At 49.4% G+C, this 17,581-nt stretch carries 15 protein-coding genes; 3 read left to right on the plus strand and 12 right to left on the minus strand.

The genetic code is table 11. From position 1 onward, the window contains the following. Positions 1-34 precede the first annotated feature (34 nt). The 6 genes from AC9UG7_RS07015 to AC9UG7_RS07040 all read right to left on the minus strand — a co-directional run bounded on the left by AC9UG7_RS07015 (position 35) and on the right by AC9UG7_RS07040 (position 6,837). Positions 35-547 (minus strand): histone H1-like DNA-binding protein, encoded by a 513-nt coding sequence (locus AC9UG7_RS07015; RefSeq protein ID WP_509585975.1) that lies wholly within the window; start codon positions 545-547, stop codon positions 35-37. Positions 548-729: 182 nt separating this feature from the next. Beyond that, positions 730-1,938 carry a ribonucleotide-diphosphate reductase subunit beta gene (locus tag AC9UG7_RS07020; RefSeq protein WP_509585977.1) on the minus strand — a complete coding sequence of 403 codons (1,209 nt, stop codon included), beginning with the start codon at positions 1,936-1,938 and terminating at the stop codon, positions 730-732. A gap of 130 nt (positions 1,939-2,068) precedes the next feature. After that, the gene (locus AC9UG7_RS07025) at positions 2,069-4,987 is read right to left on the minus strand and encodes a ribonucleoside-diphosphate reductase subunit alpha (protein WP_509585979.1); all 2,919 of its coding nucleotides are present in this window, start codon (positions 4,985-4,987) and stop codon (positions 2,069-2,071) included. 244 nt (positions 4,988-5,231) lie between these two features. Further along, positions 5,232-5,801, minus strand: coding sequence for a 1,6-anhydro-N-acetylmuramyl-L-alanine amidase AmpD (gene ampD, locus AC9UG7_RS07030; protein ID WP_509585980.1), 570 nt, complete (start codon positions 5,799-5,801; stop codon positions 5,232-5,234). 5 nt (positions 5,802-5,806) lie between these two features. Beyond that, positions 5,807-6,028, minus strand: a complete 222-nt coding sequence (locus AC9UG7_RS07035; RefSeq protein ID WP_509585982.1) for a PP0621 family protein — start codon at positions 6,026-6,028, stop codon at positions 5,807-5,809. Further along, the gene (locus AC9UG7_RS07040; protein ID WP_509585984.1) at positions 6,025-6,837 is read right to left on the minus strand and encodes a cytochrome C assembly family protein; all 813 of its coding nucleotides are present in this window, start codon (positions 6,835-6,837) and stop codon (positions 6,025-6,027) included. Before AC9UG7_RS07040 ends, AC9UG7_RS07035 begins: the two co-directional genes overlap by 4 nt. Positions 6,838-6,907: 70 nt before the next feature. Here AC9UG7_RS07040 and ffh point away from each other — a divergent pair, with 70 nt between their 5' ends. Beyond that, positions 6,908-8,281, plus strand: a complete 1,374-nt coding sequence (ffh, locus tag AC9UG7_RS07045; RefSeq protein ID WP_509585986.1) for a signal recognition particle protein — start codon at positions 6,908-6,910, stop codon at positions 8,279-8,281. Between the two features lie 101 nt (positions 8,282-8,382). Here ffh and AC9UG7_RS07050 read toward each other — a convergent pair whose 3' ends face one another. Together AC9UG7_RS07050 and AC9UG7_RS07055 are read right to left on the minus strand one after the other, a co-directional pair. After that, the gene (locus tag AC9UG7_RS07050; RefSeq protein WP_509585988.1) at positions 8,383-9,531 is read right to left on the minus strand and encodes a carbonic anhydrase; all 1,149 of its coding nucleotides are present in this window, start codon (positions 9,529-9,531) and stop codon (positions 8,383-8,385) included. A gap of 257 nt (positions 9,532-9,788) precedes the next feature. Continuing rightward, positions 9,789-10,172, minus strand: a complete 384-nt coding sequence (locus tag AC9UG7_RS07055) for a cupin domain-containing protein (RefSeq protein WP_509585990.1) — start codon at positions 10,170-10,172, stop codon at positions 9,789-9,791. A 97-nt stretch (positions 10,173-10,269) separates the two neighbouring features. Between AC9UG7_RS07055 and miaB the strand changes: the two genes are divergently transcribed. Further along, a complete protein-coding gene (gene miaB / locus AC9UG7_RS07060) occupies positions 10,270-11,607 on the plus strand; it encodes a tRNA (N6-isopentenyl adenosine(37)-C2)-methylthiotransferase MiaB (protein ID WP_509585992.1) in 1,338 nt (445 codons plus the stop codon). A 90-nt stretch (positions 11,608-11,697) separates the two neighbouring features. Here the strand turns inward: miaB and fliN are convergent, their stop codons facing one another. Genes fliN through AC9UG7_RS07080 form a run of 4 tightly spaced genes read right to left on the minus strand, consistent with a single transcriptional unit; the run spans position 11,698 to position 15,252 of the window. Further along, on the minus strand, positions 11,698-12,048 hold the full coding sequence (gene fliN, locus AC9UG7_RS07065; RefSeq protein ID WP_509585994.1) for a flagellar motor switch protein FliN: 351 nt from the start codon (positions 12,046-12,048) through the stop codon (positions 11,698-11,700). Positions 12,049-12,065: 17 nt separating this feature from the next. Continuing rightward, on the minus strand, positions 12,066-13,064 hold the full coding sequence (fliM, locus tag AC9UG7_RS07070) for a flagellar motor switch protein FliM (RefSeq protein ID WP_509585996.1): 999 nt from the start codon (positions 13,062-13,064) through the stop codon (positions 12,066-12,068). 6 nt (positions 13,065-13,070) lie between these two features. Next, positions 13,071-13,658: a flagellar basal body-associated FliL family protein gene (locus AC9UG7_RS07075; protein ID WP_509585998.1), complete on the minus strand. Its 588-nt coding sequence runs from the start codon at positions 13,656-13,658 to the stop codon at positions 13,071-13,073. Positions 13,659-13,683: 25 nt separating this feature from the next. Further along, positions 13,684-15,252: a flagellar hook-length control protein FliK gene (locus AC9UG7_RS07080; RefSeq protein WP_509586000.1), complete on the minus strand. Its 1,569-nt coding sequence runs from the start codon at positions 15,250-15,252 to the stop codon at positions 13,684-13,686. Positions 15,253-15,475: 223 nt separating this feature from the next. On the opposite strand from AC9UG7_RS07080, the gene flhA reads away from it, so the two are divergent. Beyond that, on the plus strand, positions 15,476-17,578 hold the full coding sequence (flhA, locus tag AC9UG7_RS07085) for a flagellar biosynthesis protein FlhA (protein WP_509586002.1): 2,103 nt from the start codon (positions 15,476-15,478) through the stop codon (positions 17,576-17,578). Positions 17,579-17,581: the final 3 nt, after the last annotated feature.

The following is a 17,581-nucleotide window of genomic DNA, read 5'->3' on the forward strand; positions in this document are numbered from 1 at the left end:
AACACCGGGTTGGAAACAAACGTCAATCGCTTGTTCAGGGCTTGGTCGCTGTTGGAAAGGGCCAAGCTGCCTGAGGATTTAATGTGGTTTGAGCCACATGTGCAACAACATGTGTTGCAGCGCTTGCTTGCGGTTTGGCCGCTGGTTTTTTAGCTGCAGGTTTAGCTGCAGGCTTCTTGCTACTTGTTACTTTTTTTTTTGCAGCTGGCTTTTTGGCCACAGCTTTTTTCGCTGCAGGTTTTTTAGCTGCTGCCTTTTTAGCTACTGCCTTTTTAGCTACAGGCTTTTTGGCTGCTGCTTTTTTAGCTGCTGGCTTTTTGGCAGCAGGTTTTTTCTTCACTGCTGGCTTTTTAGCTACTGCTTTTTTTGCGACAGGTTTTTTAGCTGCTGCTTTTTTAGCGACAGGCTTTTTGGCAGCAGGTTTTTTCTTCACTGCTGGTTTTTTAGCTGCTGCTTTTTTAGCGACAGGTTTCTTGGCCGCAGCTTTTTTTGCTGCTGGTTTTTTTGCTGCTGGTTTTTTTGCAGCGGATTTTTTTGCAGTTGCCATTAGATACTCTCCTAGATCAAGATCTTAGATCGTTGGTTCAAAACACTTGGTCTTTTCAGCCCAAGTGATTCATGGTGCTGAACCGAGGTCCAACACCATGAACGCTGTGTGTCCTACACCTTTATTTTGCTACTGTTGGCAGCATCCACGAGGGTTTAGGACAAATGGTGTTCATGTCAATTTCAATCCCAAGACAGTGCGCCACCGGTTTGGTATTCGATGACACGGGTTTCAAAAAAGTTGCGTTCCTTTTTTAAGTCGATCATTTCGCTCATCCAAGGGAACGGGTTCTCTTCGTTAGGAAACAGTGGATCCAGACCGATTTGGGTAGCTCGGCGATTTGCGATATAGCGTAAATAGCCCTTAAACATGGAGGCATTCATACCGAGCACACCACGCGGCATGGTGTCTTCTGCATAACGGTATTCCAATTCAACAGCCTTGCGAAATAAGTCATTGATTTCGGATTTGAACTCAGTATTCCACAAGTGCGGGTTTTCCAATTTAATCTGGTTGATCAAATCAATACCAAAGTTGCAATGCATAGATTCATCACGCAGTATGTATTGGTATTGCTCTGCAGCACCAGTCATTTTGTTTTGACGACCCAGTGCCAGAATCTGGGTAAAGCCGACGTAAAAGAAAAGTCCTTCCATCAAACAAGCAAACACAATCAATGACTTTAATAAGGTTTGATCGGTTTCTGGTGTGCCCGTATGGAACTGAGGATCCATGATGGCATTGATGAATGGAATCAGAAATTCGTCTTTGTCGCGGATGGACTGAACTTCTTGGTAAGCGTTAAAAATCTCACTTTCGTCCAAGCCTAGTGATTCAACAATGTACTGATAGGCATGGGTATGGATCGCCTCTTCGAACGCTTGTCTGAGTAAAAACTGACGACACTCAGGCGCTGTGATGTGGCGGTAAGTACCCAACACGATATTGTTGGCGGCAAGTGAATCAGCTGTCACGAAAAAACCAAGATTGCGCTTGATGATACGGCGCTCGTCCTCAGTCAAGCCATTAGGATCTTTCCACAAAGCGATGTCACGGGTCATATTGACCTCCTGTGGCATCCAGTGATTGGCACAGGTGGCTAAGTATTTTTCCCAGGCCCATTTGTATTTGAATGGCACCAATTGGTTGACATCAGTTTGCCCATTGATGATTCGTTTGTCATCTGCGTTGACACGACGTGCCGTAGGAGCAGACGAGGTGAAAGCGCGGGACTCAGCATGGGCGGCAGTGGGGAGCACTGCGCCGTCATTTAAAACACGCGATGCAGGCGGTGCAGATGGTGAGGGTGAGACATCATGGTGACTTTGAACGTCACCAATAGTTACGCCGATTGGCGATACAGGCTTTGCTTCTTCTTCCCAGGTCAACATAAAAGTATTTCCATTCTTCTGATTATGTGTGCTTACTTATGAAACGCAAAGGAATCATTCTTTATTGCCTTACAAATTGTTGTTGAATTGCATCGAATTCGCTCGTAGCAAGAATGCTGCTTGCGAATTTTTATTGGCATGCTTCGCAAGTCGGATCATCAACGCCACAAAATTTGACATCGGTGGCGGGAGTATCTGAAAGCATTTGCGCACGCGCAGCAGCAGCAGCCAACTCCATGGCACTCAAGCCGGTATTGCTGTTACCAGAAGACACGGCGTTATGAGAACCTGCCTGAACTGTGGATTTCTCAATTTGTGTCGCACTGGTCGTGCGCAGGTAATAAGTTGTTTTAAGACCGCGGAGCCAGGCGAGTTTGTAGGTTTCATCAAGCTTCTTGCCAGAAGCGCCAGCCATATAAATGTTAAGTGACTGGGCTTGATCAATCCATTTTTGACGTCGGGCCGCTGCTTCAACCAACCAATGTGTTTCAACTTCAAAAGCCGTGGCATACATGTCTTTGAGATCTTGAGGCACACGGTCGATAGGACGTAGGGAACCATCAAAATGCTTGAGGTCCATGACCATCACATCGTCCCAAAGACCCAATCTTTTGAGGTCTCGCACAAGATAGGAATTGATGATGGTGAATTCACCTGACAAATTGGATTTCACAGACAAATTGCCAAAGCATGGTTCTATGGAAGCATCAACGCCGACGATGTTGGATATGGTGGCGGTGGGGGCAATCGCAACGCAGTTTGAATTGCGCATACCGTCAGTGGCTATTTTTTGGCGCAATGCATCCCAGTCCAGTGTGACACTTCGGTCTACTTCTATGTACCCGCCACGCGCATTTTCCAAAAGCTTGAGCGTGTCCAAAGGCAATATGCCTTGGTCCCACAGGGAGCCCTTGTAGGTAGAGTAACGACCACGTTCGCGTGCCAGTTCGGTGGATGCCCAGTAAGCGTAATAGCAAATGGCTTCCATGGATCGGTCTGCAAATTCGACCGCTGCTTGTGAAGCATAAGGAATATGCAATTCATACAAACAGTCTTGGAAAGCCATGATGCCCATACCGACCGGACGATGCCGCAAGTTGGAATCCCTGGCCTTTTTGACTGCGTAGTAGTTGATATCAATCACGTTGTCCAACATACGCATCGCAATGGTGATGGTGCGTTTGAGTTTGTCGTGGTCCAACTCATTGCCGTTAGCGCCTTGCTTGAGGTGGCGAACCAAGTTGACCGAACCGAGGTTACAGACAGCGGTTTCCGCATCACTGGTATTGAGGGTGATTTCTGTGCACAGATTGGAGGAATGCACCACGCCTGAATGCTGCTGTGGGGACCGCACATTACAAGCATCTTTGAAAGTGATCCAAGGATGGCCAGTTTCAAACAGCATCGTCAGCATCTTGCGCCACAAGTCGGTGGCCTGGACAGTTTTGCTAGGTTTGATCAAACCTTCCCGTGCTTTGGCTTCATAAGCTGTGTAGGCTTTTTCAAACTCGGCACCAAATTTGTCGTGTAAATCAGGCGTGTTAGAAGGTGAAAACAGAGTCCATTCCCCTTTTTCCATGACACGGCGCATGAACAAGTCAGGAATCCAGTTGGCTGTATTCATGTCATGCGTACGGCGCCGGTCATCGCCGGTGTTTTTGCGCAATTCCAAAAACTCTTCAATGTCCAAATGCCATGTTTCGAGGTAAGTGCACACCGCTCCCTTGCGCTTGCCGCCTTGGTTGACTGCGACGGCCGTGTCATTGACCACTTTAAGAAAGGGAACCACGCCCTGAGATTCGCCGTTGGTGCCTTTGATATGGCTGCCCAAAGCGCGTACCCGGGTCCAGTCGTTGCCTAGTCCACCTGCAAATTTGGAAAGCAACGCGTTTTCTTTGATTGATTCATAGATGCCATCTAAATCATCAGGCACGGTAGTTAGGTAGCAACTAGATAGTTGTGGTCGGGTAGTTCCGCTGTTGAACAAAGTGGGTGTACTGGACATGAAGTCAAAAGAGGATAGCACTTCGTAAAACTCTATCGCGCGCTCTTCACGGTTGACTTCATAGAGTGACAAACCCATGGCGACCCGCATGAAAAATGATTGCGGTAATTCAATACGCTGTTTGCGCACATGTAAGAAGTAGCGGTCATACAAAGTTTGCAGACCTAAATAGTCAAATTGAAAGTCGCGCTCTGGCTTGAGTGCTTTGGCCAAGCGAGGCAAGTCAAACTGCAGTAAACGTGGATCAAGCAAATCGTTGTCCACGCCCTTGTTCAAAAACTCTGAAAAAGTTCTCTGGTAGTGTCCTGCCATTTCTGCGTGGGTAGCTTCTTGGCCCAACACTTCCTTGGTGATTGAATACATCAGCAGGCGAGCGGTGGCAAAGGTATAGCCTGGTTCTTTTTCAATCAGCGTCCTGGCTGCCAATACCGAGGCTTTGTGCACCTCTTCCATGGGGATGCCATCGTACAAATTACGCATTGTTTCCGAAAGAATAGGGGCAGCAGTTACATCGTCTCCGAGGTTTTCACAAGCAGCAGCGATGAGTTTCTCTAATCGAACGGTGTCGAGAACCACACGCTGTCCGTCGATGAGTACATGTAAAACAGGCCCTTGATTTTGAGGAACATCTTTTTGCGTGGCGCGTTCCTGGGTACGGCGTTCGCGGTAAAGCACATAGGCACGAGCAACTTCGTGGTGGCTACCGCGCATCAGTCCGAGTTCCACTTGGTCCTGAACATCTTCGATGTGGAATGTGCCGCCACCCGGACGCGAACGCATAAGTGCGCGAGTCACGGTTTGAGTGAGTTGATCCACTGTCTCTCTCACACTGGCAGAGGCCGCACCCTGGGTGCCGTGCACTGCCAAAAACGCTTTCATCATTGCCACAGCGATTTTGGCCGGTTCAAAGGGAACAACGCCACCATTGCGGCGAATGATCTGGTACTGGCTTAAGGAGGAAATCAATGAGGCTTGCGAGGCGTGGTCAATGTCGGCTGATTTGAGAACGGGCGTGACATGTGTTTTTGTTGAGGCAATTTGCATCTTTTTTAAATCCTGTGGGAGCATGAATGCTTTTGGTGTCTTCTTATTTTTTTTGTTCAGCTGAATGGGGGAGTGCGTCACAAATGTGCACACCCCACACTATATATGGGGTCGTAACTCTTTTCAACACACTACACGTAGTGTTTCGTGTATTTTTGGAATTTTTTTTTATAAGCGGTGCTTTTGAAAGAATTTTGCTTCATTTAGATTTAACCTGGACTTGAATTCAATGTTGAAATTCATCTTATTCAGGAAAATACCTATCCGCCCATCCCAAACTTTGTTGCAAAAAACGCCAAGAAAAAGCATTGCCAGGGTCTTTTTTTCTACCCGGCGCAATATGTTCATGCCCTGTGATGTGTTGGATGGGATATTGCAATTGAACCAATGGCAAAAGTGCAGTCAAACTTTCGTATTGTTCTTGGGTGAAGTTTTCCCCATCAAGTCCTTCAAGTTCAATGCCGATTGAAAAATCATTGCAATTGCTTCGTCCAAGGTGATGGGATTCACCTGCATGCCATGCGCGGTCTTCACAACTGACAAATTGCATCAACTCACCACCGCGGCGAATATAGAAATGCGAAGACACTTTCACATCGATCAAGGTTTCAAAGTAGGGGTGTGCGCAATGGTCCAATGTGTTGTTAAAGAAATCTTCAACATGGTTGCCAGCGTAAAGACCAGGGGGAAGGCTGATGGCATGTATCACCACCAGGTCTACGTCGACGCCCACAGGACGAGGCCCAAAATTGGGAGAAGCCAATCTACGGGCAAATCTGTACCATCCGTTTTGCCAGAAATCAGGACTGCTCATGGGCTTTAGCCTTCTGCCAAGTCGCGATGTTCCACGCTACAGTAAGCGGCCTGGCGTGAGGTGATCGCTTCATGTTCTGGCAAGTGCACAGCGCAATGGGCGCAACGAACCATGTGCTCAGGTTGACTCGGTGATTCTGAGGTATCTTGGTTTGATCTGTTGGGACGACTGAACTTAAACCACATGATCACAGCAAAAATGAGGCCCAGCAGGATCAGGTATTTCATAAATGACGGCCTAGTAAAACCTCAGTCACAAAGCGCGAGCCAGCGTAAGACAGCAGCAGTAGAAAAGCGCCGATATAAAGCGTACGCACGGCCAGTGATCCACGCCAACCGCGGTAGCGGCGTCCCCCTATCAGTACTAAAAATACCAACCAAGCCAGAAAGGCGAACAAGGTTTTGTGGTCTAGGCGCAGCGCCTTGTCTGGTCCATAAAGCTGTTCTCCAAAAAGCCAACCAGCCAGCAAGGTGGCCGTCAACAATCCAAAGCCGATGTTGACAAAGCGGAATGTCAACCTTTCTAAAGTCATCAATGGAAGACCCGTGGGGTCGACAGCGCCAAGCCGTATTTGTCGTTCAGCGCGGTTCATCAGGCTGGCATGCACCACCGCGGCAGCAAACAAAGCATAAGAAGCCATGCCCAGCATCCAGTGAAATGGAAGCCAGGCTGAAGAAGTGCTGTGCAATGCCTGGCCTGGAAACAGCAAAGGCAGAATGACAGCCACCATACCGACACCGGACATCAGCCAGCGGGTTTGCATTTGCGGGAACCAGTGATGCTCAATCGTATAGACCAGCAGAACCAGCCATGCCGTGGCGGACAAGGCTGCTGCAAAACCGAAATGTGCCAGTTCATCTTCCATCGGAATCAGGCTGGCAAGCACGCTCAAGCCATGAAAAAGAGAAATCAACCACAAGTAATTGCGGCTTTGCTGTGAAGATAATCTACCGCCGAACAATGCGCCAAGCGCATAAGCCACAGCGGCCACTAGGCCCCAGACCAGACTGAAATGGGAAGCGCTGAATACAATCATGAAGACAGTTTAGCGTTTCGCTGACTGCTTGGGTTTTCTTTATGGCAAGTTTCTTGGCAAGGTATTGATGATGGCAAGCACACTCAGCGACAAACTCTCCCGCGTTGTCCGTCAGATCAGCGGGCAGGCTCGCATCACCGAGTCCAATGTTTCAGACATGTTGCGTGAGGTACGCATGGCGTTGCTTGAAGCTGACGTGGCCTTGCCGGTGGTGCGTGACTTTATTGGCCGAGTCAAAGACAAGGCGCTGGGTCAAGAGGTCATAGGGTCTTTGACTCCAGGGCAGGTTCTGGTGAGTATTGTTCAGCGCGAACTCAGCGCAACCATGGGAGAAGGCGTATCTGATATCAATTTGGCGGCGCAACCGCCCGCCGTGATTTTGATGGCGGGTTTGCAAGGCGCAGGAAAAACCACCACCACAGCCAAACTCGCCAAACACCTCATCAGCAAACGAAAGAAAAAGGTCTTGACCGTATCGGCTGACGTCTACCGTCCTGCAGCCATTGAGCAATTGAAAAGCGTAACCGCGCAGGCTGGGGCTGAATGGTTTTCAAGTGACCCCAGCCAACTACCGGTCGACATCGCCATGGCTGCGTTGGACTATGCGCGCAAACATTATTTTGATGTGTTGCTGATTGATACCGCGGGTAGGTTGGCGATTGATGAAGCCTTGATGCATGAAATTCGTGCCATACATGAGGCGGTGCATCCTGTGGAGACCTTGTTTGTCGTGGATGCGATGTTAGGCCAAGATGCCATCAACACGGCCAAAGCATTCAAAGAAGCATTGCCACTGACCGGCATTGTGCTAACAAAGACAGATGGTGATTCAAGAGGTGGCGCCGCATTGTCGGTGCGTCAGATCACTGGTGCCCCGATCAAATTTGCAGGTACCAGTGAAAAAATAGATGGACTGGAAGCCTTTGACGCCGAACGTCACGCCGGTCGCATGCTCGGCATGGGCGATATCGTGGCCTTAGTCGAGCAAGTCACAGCCAATGTGGATATGCAGGCCGCAGAAAAAATGGCTGCCAAGTTCAAAAGCGGCGACGTGTTTGATTTGAATGACTTCTTGTCGCAGATTCAGCAAATGAAACAAATGGGCGGTTTATCAAGCCTCATGGAAAAAATGCCGGGACAGATCGCGGCCAAGGCCAAAGACGTGGACTTGAACCGAGCCGAAAAAGAAATGGTGAAAAAGCAAGGCATTATCCATAGCATGACGCCCTACGAGCGAGCCAAACCGGACATCATCAAAGCCACACGCAAGCGCCGTATTGCTGCAGGCGCTGGCGTGCAAGTGCAGGAGGTCAATCGCTTGCTCAATGAATTCGGTCAAATGCAAGACATGATGAAGAAAATGCGCGGCGGTGGCTTGATGAAGATGATGAAAAAACTGGGGGGAATGAAAGGCATGGGCGGGTTTCCTGGCATGCCGCGCTGAACCAAGAAGTCATGTTCTGGTTCAGTCGTTTTTCAAACGCAATGGCCTCACCCATGAAAAAAGCCTGCAACGCATTGCAGGCTTTTTTCGTCAAACGTATATCAACCGCCAGCGTTGATCTTGCGGCCATTCAGGCTTTGTACTGGACGTGCATTCAACTTGAACGGAAATTTACCCACTTGATCCTTGGAAATATCCATGGGTTTCTTCATAATATAAAACTGCACACCTTCGGTACAAGGAGGGGTAGTGAGAGAACCTTCGTAGTTATAAAACCCCAGTTCTTTGGGCAGCATATTGCCAGGGTTGAAGCTGACTTTCTCGGGCAGGAATTCTTCGCCTTCTTTGGGTGGCAAGTTCGCCCACAAAGTTTTAATGGCAGCATTGTCCTTGCCTTCATTGAGTAGAACCCCGATGACAGCTAACTTACCGTCTTTGCTCTTATGTACAAAGTGAGCCACCATCGCTGAATTTTTTCCATCGACTTGTTCTTCTGAGGGACGATGGAAATGGAATTGCAGCAGGTCATAACTTTCCTTGTTGATGGTCAGGGTGCTGCCCGGCTCTACATTCACTTGTATGGTGTGACCGTTGTTGAACATTTTCAATGGACCATCCTTGTAGTCCACACTCAGTACATCTTTGGATTTTTCAAATGGCCCGATGATGTTCAAAGGCGATTGTTTTTTGCCAGTACCGCAAACAGGGAAATTGTCACCCCAGTGCTCAGGGCCGTTGTCACCTTCATATCCCCAATGCACCGCCTGTGCTTTGTCATCTTTTTTGCCGCGCGAATCTTTGCCGGGTTCTTCTTTTTCGGTGGATTTTTTACAGTCAGATAAGACCTTGACTTTTTGTCCGGCAGCAGCAAGTGCGTTTTGCGCGGCACACACCGTTTGCAAACGGTTGCTCCATTCAGCCATCTCTAGCGCTTTTTGGAATGCAGCGACTGTGCCTTCGTCCTGCGCTCCTTTGGTGAGCAGGCGAATGGAGGCCATGCCGACTTGTCTCTCAGCGCTGAGCGCTTTTTGTGCTTTGTAGAGCATTTCAATATCTTGCAATACCACGCCATTTGAAAATGCCGACTTGAGTGCATCCAGTTCTTGAGCGCTGCTGCCTGCTTCGGCAGAGTGTTCATCTGCGGCAGGTTCTGTGTCGTGCATTTTTTCCAATGCTTCTTTGGCTTCACCGATTTGTTCGGTGAGTTCACCGACCTCAGCAAGCAAATGCTTTTTGGCTGAGTAATTCATATAAGCAAGTGTGGATGTCGCCACAAGGCATATACCCAACAGTATTTCCAATATCAAACGAAGGTATTTTTTCATGACTGCTTTGAATGAAAATGACAAGAAAAGGCGGCGTACAAATCAGTTCTACGCCCGGAGCACTGATGGTATCGGCTTGAGAATGGCTGCACTTAAATTCACGCGTCTTAAATAGAGCCTTTTGGATTATTTTTCTATAAAAACAAATAAAGATTAAAAAAATACTTGCCAACCGGACAAGTTCAGACCCTGACAAAGGCGGTGATCAGTTCATATTCACCAACCTGTCGACTGCAATGGCCGTGCAGCGTGTCATCAAAAGCCACACCGTGGGGTAGCGTATCTGCAGAGAAAAAATGCGCTCCCGTTTGAAACAGGCGAACTGTTCCATCTTGCAATCCGATTTCCATTTGCCCTTGCAAAATAAACACCCATTGAGCTTGGGTCGTCACATGAAATTGACTGCGAAAACCGACAGGACTGCGTCTCAGTTGCAGACCTTGGGTCGGCAACAGTTCGCTCAGACGAGACGATGGTGTGCCGTGGTCAAGCGCAAGCTCTTCCTCACGGAAGCGGGCGCGCCCGTCGGTGTCGGTAAATAAAACGGTACGGATGAAAGTTTGCATGTGCACATCATAAAGAAGGCAGTCGATACAATGGTGGCTTCTTTCACAGCCTCTGGATCTACACCATGACCCGCTGCCATGACCTCGAGACTTTGGTATGAGCCGCAAAGTCTTCATCAAAACCTTCGGCTGCCAGATGAATGAGTACGACTCAGACAAGATGGCCGATGTCCTGGGCGCCGCCCAGGGGTACGAACAAACCCAAGACATAGACGAAGCCGATCTGGTGGTGTTCAATACCTGTTCCGTGCGCGAAAAAGCCCAAGAGAAAGTTTTTTCGGATTTGGGCCGTGTCAGGCATTTAAAGAAAAAAGGCGTGCAAATTGCGGTTGGCGGTTGTGTGGCCAGCCAAGAGGGTGCCGCCATCATTGCGCGAGCACCTTATGTTGACGTGGTGTTTGGTCCGCAAACCTTGCATCGATTGCCAGAGTTACTCAACCAGCGCAAATCTTTGAATAAACCGCAGGTCGATATCAGTTTTCCAGAGATTGAAAAATTCGACCACTTGCCACCTGCTCGGGTAGAGGGCGCATCTGCTTTTGTTTCCATCATGGAAGGCTGCTCTAAATATTGCAGCTATTGCGTGGTGCCGTACACCCGAGGTGAGGAAATCAATCGTCCGTTAGATGATGTATTGACCGAGGTGGCCGGCTTGTGTGCCCAGGGCGTGAAAGAAATCACCTTGCTTGGTCAAAACGTCAATGCTTACAGGGGAAGCATGGGTGGCACCAGCGATATCGCCGACTTTGCATTGTTGATTGAATACATCGCAGAAATACCCGGTGTTGAACGCATCCGTTACACCACCAGCCATCCAAATGAATTTACACAGCGCTTGGTGGATGTGTACGCCAAGGTGCCGCAATTGGTCAGTCATTTGCATTTACCTGTGCAACATGGCAGTGACCGCATACTCATGGCCATGAAACGCGGTTACACCGCCATGGAATACAAAAGCACCATTCGCAAATTACGCGCAGTCAGGCCTGATATCGCAATGAGTTCAGATTTCATTGTCGGGTTTCCTGGTGAAACCGAAGAAGATTTTGACAAGTTGATGAAGCTAATCACCGATACCGGATTTGACGCATCGTTTAGCTTTATCTTCAGTCCGCGACCAGGCACGCCAGCTGCCAATCTGCCTGACGACACACCGCACGAGGTGAAACTGCGTCGCTTGCAACATTTACAGGCCACGGTCGAAGACAACGTCAGACGCATCAGCGAAAGTCGCTTGGGCACAGTGCAACGCATTTTGGTGGAAGGCCCATCGCGCAAAAGTGCGGCTGAATTGATGGGACGTACCGAATGCAACCGCATTGTCAATTTCGATGGCGGACCGCTGTCAGCCCGCTTAATTGGTCAAATGATCGATGTTCGTATCACCCAAGCCCTGCCGCATTCGCTGCGCGGCGAGTTGGTAATGTCCGACTAAAAAAACGCTATCCCACAAACATGCTCTAGCAAAAATTTGGGGTATTGGTTCCGGTTTGTGATGCGCAGAAATGGCTTGCGAGATCTGCGCTTACAGCGATTTCAAGCGATCGGTTGAAGGTACCACGCGGGTTAAACGAATGCCATAACGGTCGTTAACTAGCACTACCTCACCTTGCGCTACCACGGTGTCGTTGACCAGCAAGTCCAGCGGTTCGCCGGCAATCCGGTCGAGTTCCACCACGCTGCCTTGTGTCAAGCGCATCAAATCTTTGATCTTGATGCTGGTGCGCCCAACTTCAATGGATAAATTGACAGAGATGTTTTGCAACACTTCCGGATTGATATTGCCCGGTTGCGATACCAGAAACTCTTCCGCAGTCGGCGGAATTTCGTTGGCCTCGGGTTCTTGGTCCTGGGGTTCTGCGGTAGTGTCATTCATAGGAGGTTCCTGCCTTCTTAATTCTGTCCGGGGACAATTTGTTTTTCAATCCGCACAGCCACATTGGAGCCGCGGGTACCGATATTGACCCCGAACGAGGGGACATCATTTGCCAGAAATTGAGCCAATTCAGGTTTCTTGAAGAAAAGCATGTCGCCTTCCTTCATGGTTTGTAAATGGTGCAGTGTGGTTTTGATGTGTCCCATGGAGACTTTGATATCTATCAGTGAGTCACCGACAGCCACGGCCAGATCTTCACGCCATATCTTGTCTGATTCTTCATTGCCGTCACCAGAAGCCACCCGGTTGCGCAACAAATCGCGCATAGGTTTGAGCGTTGCATAGGGGTACACCAGATCGATAAAGCCGCGTCCACCAGAGGCTGATGCTTCTGCTTCAAATCGACTGAGAACAACCAAATCGTTTTCATCTGCAATCTGCGCAAATTGGGGGTTGATTTCCGAGCTAACTTGTTCGCAATCAATGTCAAGCACCGGTCCCCATGCTTCCTTGAGCGAACGGAAAAACACCTCCAAAATAATGTGGATGATGCGTGTTTCAGTCGCCGTGAACAAACGTCCCGGCGGCAGGTCTGAAACACCTTTGCCGAAACCACCAAAAAAACTGTCCAACGAGCTGAACACGACATTGGGATCGATGATGATCACCGAATTGCCGCGCATGGGGTTGATGCGAATCGTGTTGACCGACAACGGTGCTTTGAGCATGTTGAGGTAATCACCAAACTTTATGATTTGCACACGCGTGGGGTTGACGCGTGGCGTCGTGCGTAAAACTTCGAGTAAACCCAAACGGAACATGCGGATAAAGCGCTCATTGATCATGTCGATCGATGAAACATTCACACCTAGACTGCTGTTTTCGCTGGCCAGGTCGTGCTTGCGCACCCGCACCCCGGTATTAAAACCGGTGTCCGTTTCAAGAGAACCGTCTTTCAACCCTTCTGACAGGGCAGACAGTTCTTCCGGACTGAGTAAGTTTTGACGGGTTGCCATGTGCCTTTACTGCATCACAAACGATGTGAACATGACTTCCTCGATACCGCCGAAATCTTCATATTCTTCCAGCAGTGAATTCATGATGTCTTTGAGTTTGATAGCCAATTCCTTGCGGAATTCAGGCTTGTTGGCTTCTGCTTCAGTGGTTTGACGCATCAAATCAAGCATGGCCGAGCGCAAAGCAAACTCGTGTTTTTTGATGTTGTCAAACACGCGTGAGTCGTAATGCGTCATCACTGCAATTTGTACCACCATGACTTTTTTAGAGCCGGTGATGTTGGTCATCAACTCTTTTTCAACTTGGAAGTAATTTTTTTCAAAGCGGGTGGCTTCGGGTGCTTCCTTTTTCAATTTAGCCGGCGCTTCGTCCTTGGCCTTGGTCGCTGCAGCTTCGAGTTCCTCGAGCTTGTCCATGGCAGCGAGTTCAGCTTTTTTCTCGTAAAAACCAGAGAAATAGAGCGTGCCAAAGGCAACGCCAACCAACAAGACGATGGCAATAACGGCAATACCTGCAATCAATAAAATCGGTTTTTTCTTCTTCGGCTCTTCGGTGCCGGCTTCGGGTTCTGTTTCTGGTGCTGCGGTTGCCATGTAAATCTCCTAATTAACTCAATGTTCAGGCGTAACTGTCAAATTGTGAACGGTTGCTGCGCCGAGGTAATGAATCCTCAGCAATTTTCAGGCCAGACTCTTCTGACAGTTTCTCATGATTATCGTCAGCTTGTGTTGCAGTCCCTGAACGGTCGGATGAACCTTGTGGGGTTTGGCGCTGGCTTTCACCTTGCGCCACAAAAACGGAGGCATTATTCAAACCCAAATCAGCCAAAGCATCTTTCAGTCGCTGGCTGCCATTTTGGAGTAAATCTTGAGTTAAATTGGTATCAGATTGGAAGTGAGCACTTAGTTTTCCATCTTTCATTTCCAGTTGCACATCAACCAGTCCCAGGCTGGCAGGTTTGAGTGCAAATTTCATTTTCCATTCGCCAGCATTGAGTTTTTCATGCATGCGGGCAGCCAGTTCAGTGGAGAGTTTTTGGCTCAAATTGTCATAGGTCTGCGCCAAGTCGGGTTGGTTGGCAAACGCGGGGGCAGCTTGGCTGGTGTTGTTGGTATTGGCTCGGTTTGGCAGATTCGGCAGAGGCTCTGCGTGGGCATGGTTACTGATATTGAGTGGGCTATCTGTTGAAACCCCCGCATCAAATTCCTTTTTCAATGCTTCGATGTCTTCGGTGCGCAAGTGGGCGTCCATCATGGACAACACTGCCAAGGTGCTCACCGGTTGCTGTGTGTTTTGGGTTGGCTGAGCGACGGCGCCAGCACCCATTTGAAATTGTAGATTTTCTATTTTGCTCAACAAGGCATCGGTTGGCGAGTTGGGCGCGGGCGATTGGGTTTTGAGTTCCTGAAAATCTGCAGTGGATATAGGCTTGTTGACGTTGGACAACATATTGCCTAATTCTGATGAGGATGCATTCAACAACTTCCCTTGAGCATCTGTAGCGCTGGCTTCGTTCAGCGGTGAAAGGGGCGACATGGTGTTCAGGCCCAACATTTGCTGAGAGGAAATGTTGTTGGTCGACAGCTTGGCAGTGGCTGCGTTGGCCGCAGATTCACCGAACAGGGATTTCACTTGGTTCGGGTCCAGTCCCATGGCCAAGGCAAAGTCAGCCAAACTTTGCTCGTTGGCGGATGTTTTGGCTGCTGTGATGATTTGCAGATTTTCACTGACGGCGATGGTCGTCAATGCAGAGGACTGGTCGGACAACGGTGATTTGGCGATGTCCTGTGCATCAGCATTGACTTCGCGAACCGAATCGGTTGGCTCAGTGTCTTTACCTTGGGTTTCTTTGACTGACGAATGCTTTGCCGATGCTTTTTTGTTGTTGTGGGCATCCGCTTTGTCAGTGTTTGCGTTCACGTCATCGCTTTCGCGCGGATCGCTCTTGGGGTTTGGTTCATTGCGGACGTTGCTGTTGGACGGCGGCAATGCTTTGTCTGAAGCGGCCAAATGTGGCCGCATCGTGTATCTCACCGCTTGAACTTGGTTGTGCAGGAAATTTGCAAAATCGGCGCCGGAAATTGACGAAGACTTCGTGCGTTCAGACACCGTTGTGGCGGCAGAAGTCTCCGACGCAGTCCCGGTCAGGCTGTTGGCTGGTAAGTTATTTAAAGCAGATAAGTTCATATCCAGTCAATGTTTTTCTAAAAGATGCCAGTCAATAAGCAAGAACCGTGACTGGACACGGATTGCCGTTCCAGGTAGTCGCTGCCTGTTTCTATGCCAGAAGGTCTGACAGAGAACCTAGCCACAAATAAGCTGGCACACCCATTGCTTGATCAACTTGTCTGCGCTGAAAAGCGTCCCGAAATTGAATTCTTAACGTTTCATAAACAAGAGAAAAGTCACAATGAGCACCTTGAGCCTGTCAACGATTCGACAGAATTTGGCAAAATTTGATTTCACCGGTCTGGGTATTCCCCTGCTGGTGTTATTGATCATGGCCATGTTGGTGCTGCCTTTGCCTGCACTTTTACTGGACTTTTTGTTTACGTTCAATATTGTGATCAGCTTGGTGATCATCATGATCTCCATCAGCACCCGCAAACCACTGGATTTCTCGTCCTTTCCCACGGTGCTGCTGTTTGCCACCATGTTGCGATTGGCATTGAACGTGGCGTCAACCCGGATCATTCTGGTGGAAGGCCATACGGGCCATGATGCCGCAGGCAAGGTGGTGTCAGCATTTGGAGAATTCGTTATTGCTGGTAACTATGTGGTGGGATTCATCATTTTTGCGATATTGATGATCATTAACTTTATCGTGGTGACCAAAGGTGCCGGCCGTGTGTCTGAAGTGAATGCCCGTTTTACATTGGATGCCATGCCTGGTAAACAAATGTCTATCGACGCCGACTTGAACGCCGGTGTGATCGACCAGGCCACCGCCAAAAAACGCCGCGAAGAACTGGCGCAAGAATCCGATTTCTTTGGTGCCATGGACGGTGCGTCAAAATTCGTGAGTGGCGATGCGGTCGCCGGCTTGCTGATTCTGTTGATCAATTTGATCGGCGGACTGGCCATTGGTGTGATTCAGCATGGTTTGTCTGTCTCTGATGCGGGCAAAATTTATACCTTGCTGACCATCGGTGATGGTCTGGTGGCACAGATCCCGTCTTTGCTCTTGTCATTGGCTACCGCCATCATCGTGACTCGCGTTACCACGACAGAATCGATTTCCGAGCAAGCAGGCTCACAATTGGCCAATCCCTCGGCCATGTTTATCTCTTCCATCATCCTGGCCATGCTGGGCTTGGTGCCTGGCATGCCACATTTGATGTTCATCACCTTGGCAGCAGCAACTGCTGGATTGGGTTTGCTGGTCGTGAAGAACGAGGTGGAAGAGGAAGCCACGCAGGAAGCGGTGGCGCAAGCCGCTGCAACCACCGAGGCCACCAAAGATTTGGACTGGGACGATGTGGACCAAGTCGATTTGATTGGTTTGGAAATCGGCTACGGCCTCATCCCCTTGGTCAACCCGGATACCGGCGGCGAGTTGATGAGTCGCGTCAAAGGTGTACGCAAAAAACTGTCTGCGGAACTCGGCTTTCTGGTGCAACCAGTCCGTATTCGCGACGATTTGAATATTGACCCCGACAGTTACAACATTGTGCTCAAAGGTGTGGTGCGCGGCAAAGGTGAAATCAAAGTGGGCCGTGAACTCGCCATCAACCCAGGTCAGGTTTACGGCGAATTGCAAGGCACGCCAACGCGTGAGCCTGCATTTGGTCTGGAAGCCGTTTGGATTGAACCGTCTCAACGCGATGTGGCGCGCACACTGGGTTACACCGTGGTTGACGCCAGCACCGCCATTGCCACCCATTTGAACAAAGTGCTGCGTGAAAACTCGGCAGATTTATTGAGTCATGACGAGGTTCAGCAGTTGCTTGACAAGTTGTCGGCCAAATCGCCAAAGTTGGTGGAAGAACTTGTCCCCGGCAAACTCAGTTTGGGCGTGGTAACACGCGTATTGCAACAATTGCTTGGCGAAGGCGTGTCCATCCGCGATATGCGCTCTATCGTCGAAACCCTCACAGAAGCTGCTTCACGCAGTACCGACCCCGAACAACTAGCGGCGTCTGTACGCCCCAAGCTCGGCCGCATGATCATGCAGGCCTTGGTCGATGAATCCAATAATTTGTCAGTCATGACATTGGAGCCAGGACTCGAACAACTGTTGCATAACGTGTTGCAACAAAGCCAGCCAGGTCAACCGGTGGTGCTGGAGCCCAATTTGGCAGAAAACCTGTTCAATTCATTGCGCCAAAGTGCGCATGACATGGAAGAAGAAGGACATGCAGCCGTACTCGTTGTGTCACCGCTGATCCGTGGCTGGTTGTCCAAGGCTGTACGCTTCCGTGTGAGCGATTTGACGGTGCTGTCTTACAGCGAAATCCCAGATGACCAAGCAGTCAAGGTGATACACACCGTGAACGCATTGAATCGAAATTGATAT

Origin of the sequence: Limnohabitans sp., from assembly GCF_046052765.1 — a bacterium.
In the GTDB taxonomy this organism is placed as follows: Bacteria; Pseudomonadota; Gammaproteobacteria; order Burkholderiales; family Burkholderiaceae_C; genus Limnohabitans.

Coding starts and splice junctions, on each gene's coding strand:
- AC9UG7_RS07015 (WP_509585975.1), bottom strand. CDS start 547: ATGGCAACTGCAAAAAAATCCGCTGCAAAAAAACCAGCAGCAAAAAAA.
- AC9UG7_RS07020 (WP_509585977.1), bottom strand. CDS start 1,938: ATGTTGACCTGGGAAGAAGAAGCAAAGCCTGTATCGCCAATCGGCGTA.
- AC9UG7_RS07025 (WP_509585979.1), bottom strand. CDS start 4,987: ATGCAAATTGCCTCAACAAAAACACATGTCACGCCCGTTCTCAAATCA.
- ampD (WP_509585980.1), bottom strand. CDS start 5,801: ATGAGCAGTCCTGATTTCTGGCAAAACGGATGGTACAGATTTGCCCGT.
- AC9UG7_RS07035 (WP_509585982.1), bottom strand. CDS start 6,028: ATGAAATACCTGATCCTGCTGGGCCTCATTTTTGCTGTGATCATGTGG.
- AC9UG7_RS07040 (WP_509585984.1), bottom strand. CDS start 6,837: ATGATTGTATTCAGCGCTTCCCATTTCAGTCTGGTCTGGGGCCTAGTG.
- ffh (WP_509585986.1), top strand. CDS start 6,908: ATGGCAAGCACACTCAGCGACAAACTCTCCCGCGTTGTCCGTCAGATC.
- AC9UG7_RS07050 (WP_509585988.1), bottom strand. CDS start 9,531: ATGAATTACTCAGCCAAAAAGCATTTGCTTGCTGAGGTCGGTGAACTC.
- AC9UG7_RS07055 (WP_509585990.1), bottom strand. CDS start 10,172: ATGCAAACTTTCATCCGTACCGTTTTATTTACCGACACCGACGGGCGC.
- miaB (WP_509585992.1), top strand. CDS start 10,270: ATGAGCCGCAAAGTCTTCATCAAAACCTTCGGCTGCCAGATGAATGAG.
- fliN (WP_509585994.1), bottom strand. CDS start 12,048: ATGAATGACACTACCGCAGAACCCCAGGACCAAGAACCCGAGGCCAAC.
- fliM (WP_509585996.1), bottom strand. CDS start 13,064: ATGGCAACCCGTCAAAACTTACTCAGTCCGGAAGAACTGTCTGCCCTG.
- AC9UG7_RS07075 (WP_509585998.1), bottom strand. CDS start 13,658: ATGGCAACCGCAGCACCAGAAACAGAACCCGAAGCCGGCACCGAAGAG.
- AC9UG7_RS07080 (WP_509586000.1), bottom strand. CDS start 15,252: ATGAACTTATCTGCTTTAAATAACTTACCAGCCAACAGCCTGACCGGG.
- flhA (WP_509586002.1), top strand. CDS start 15,476: ATGAGCACCTTGAGCCTGTCAACGATTCGACAGAATTTGGCAAAATTT.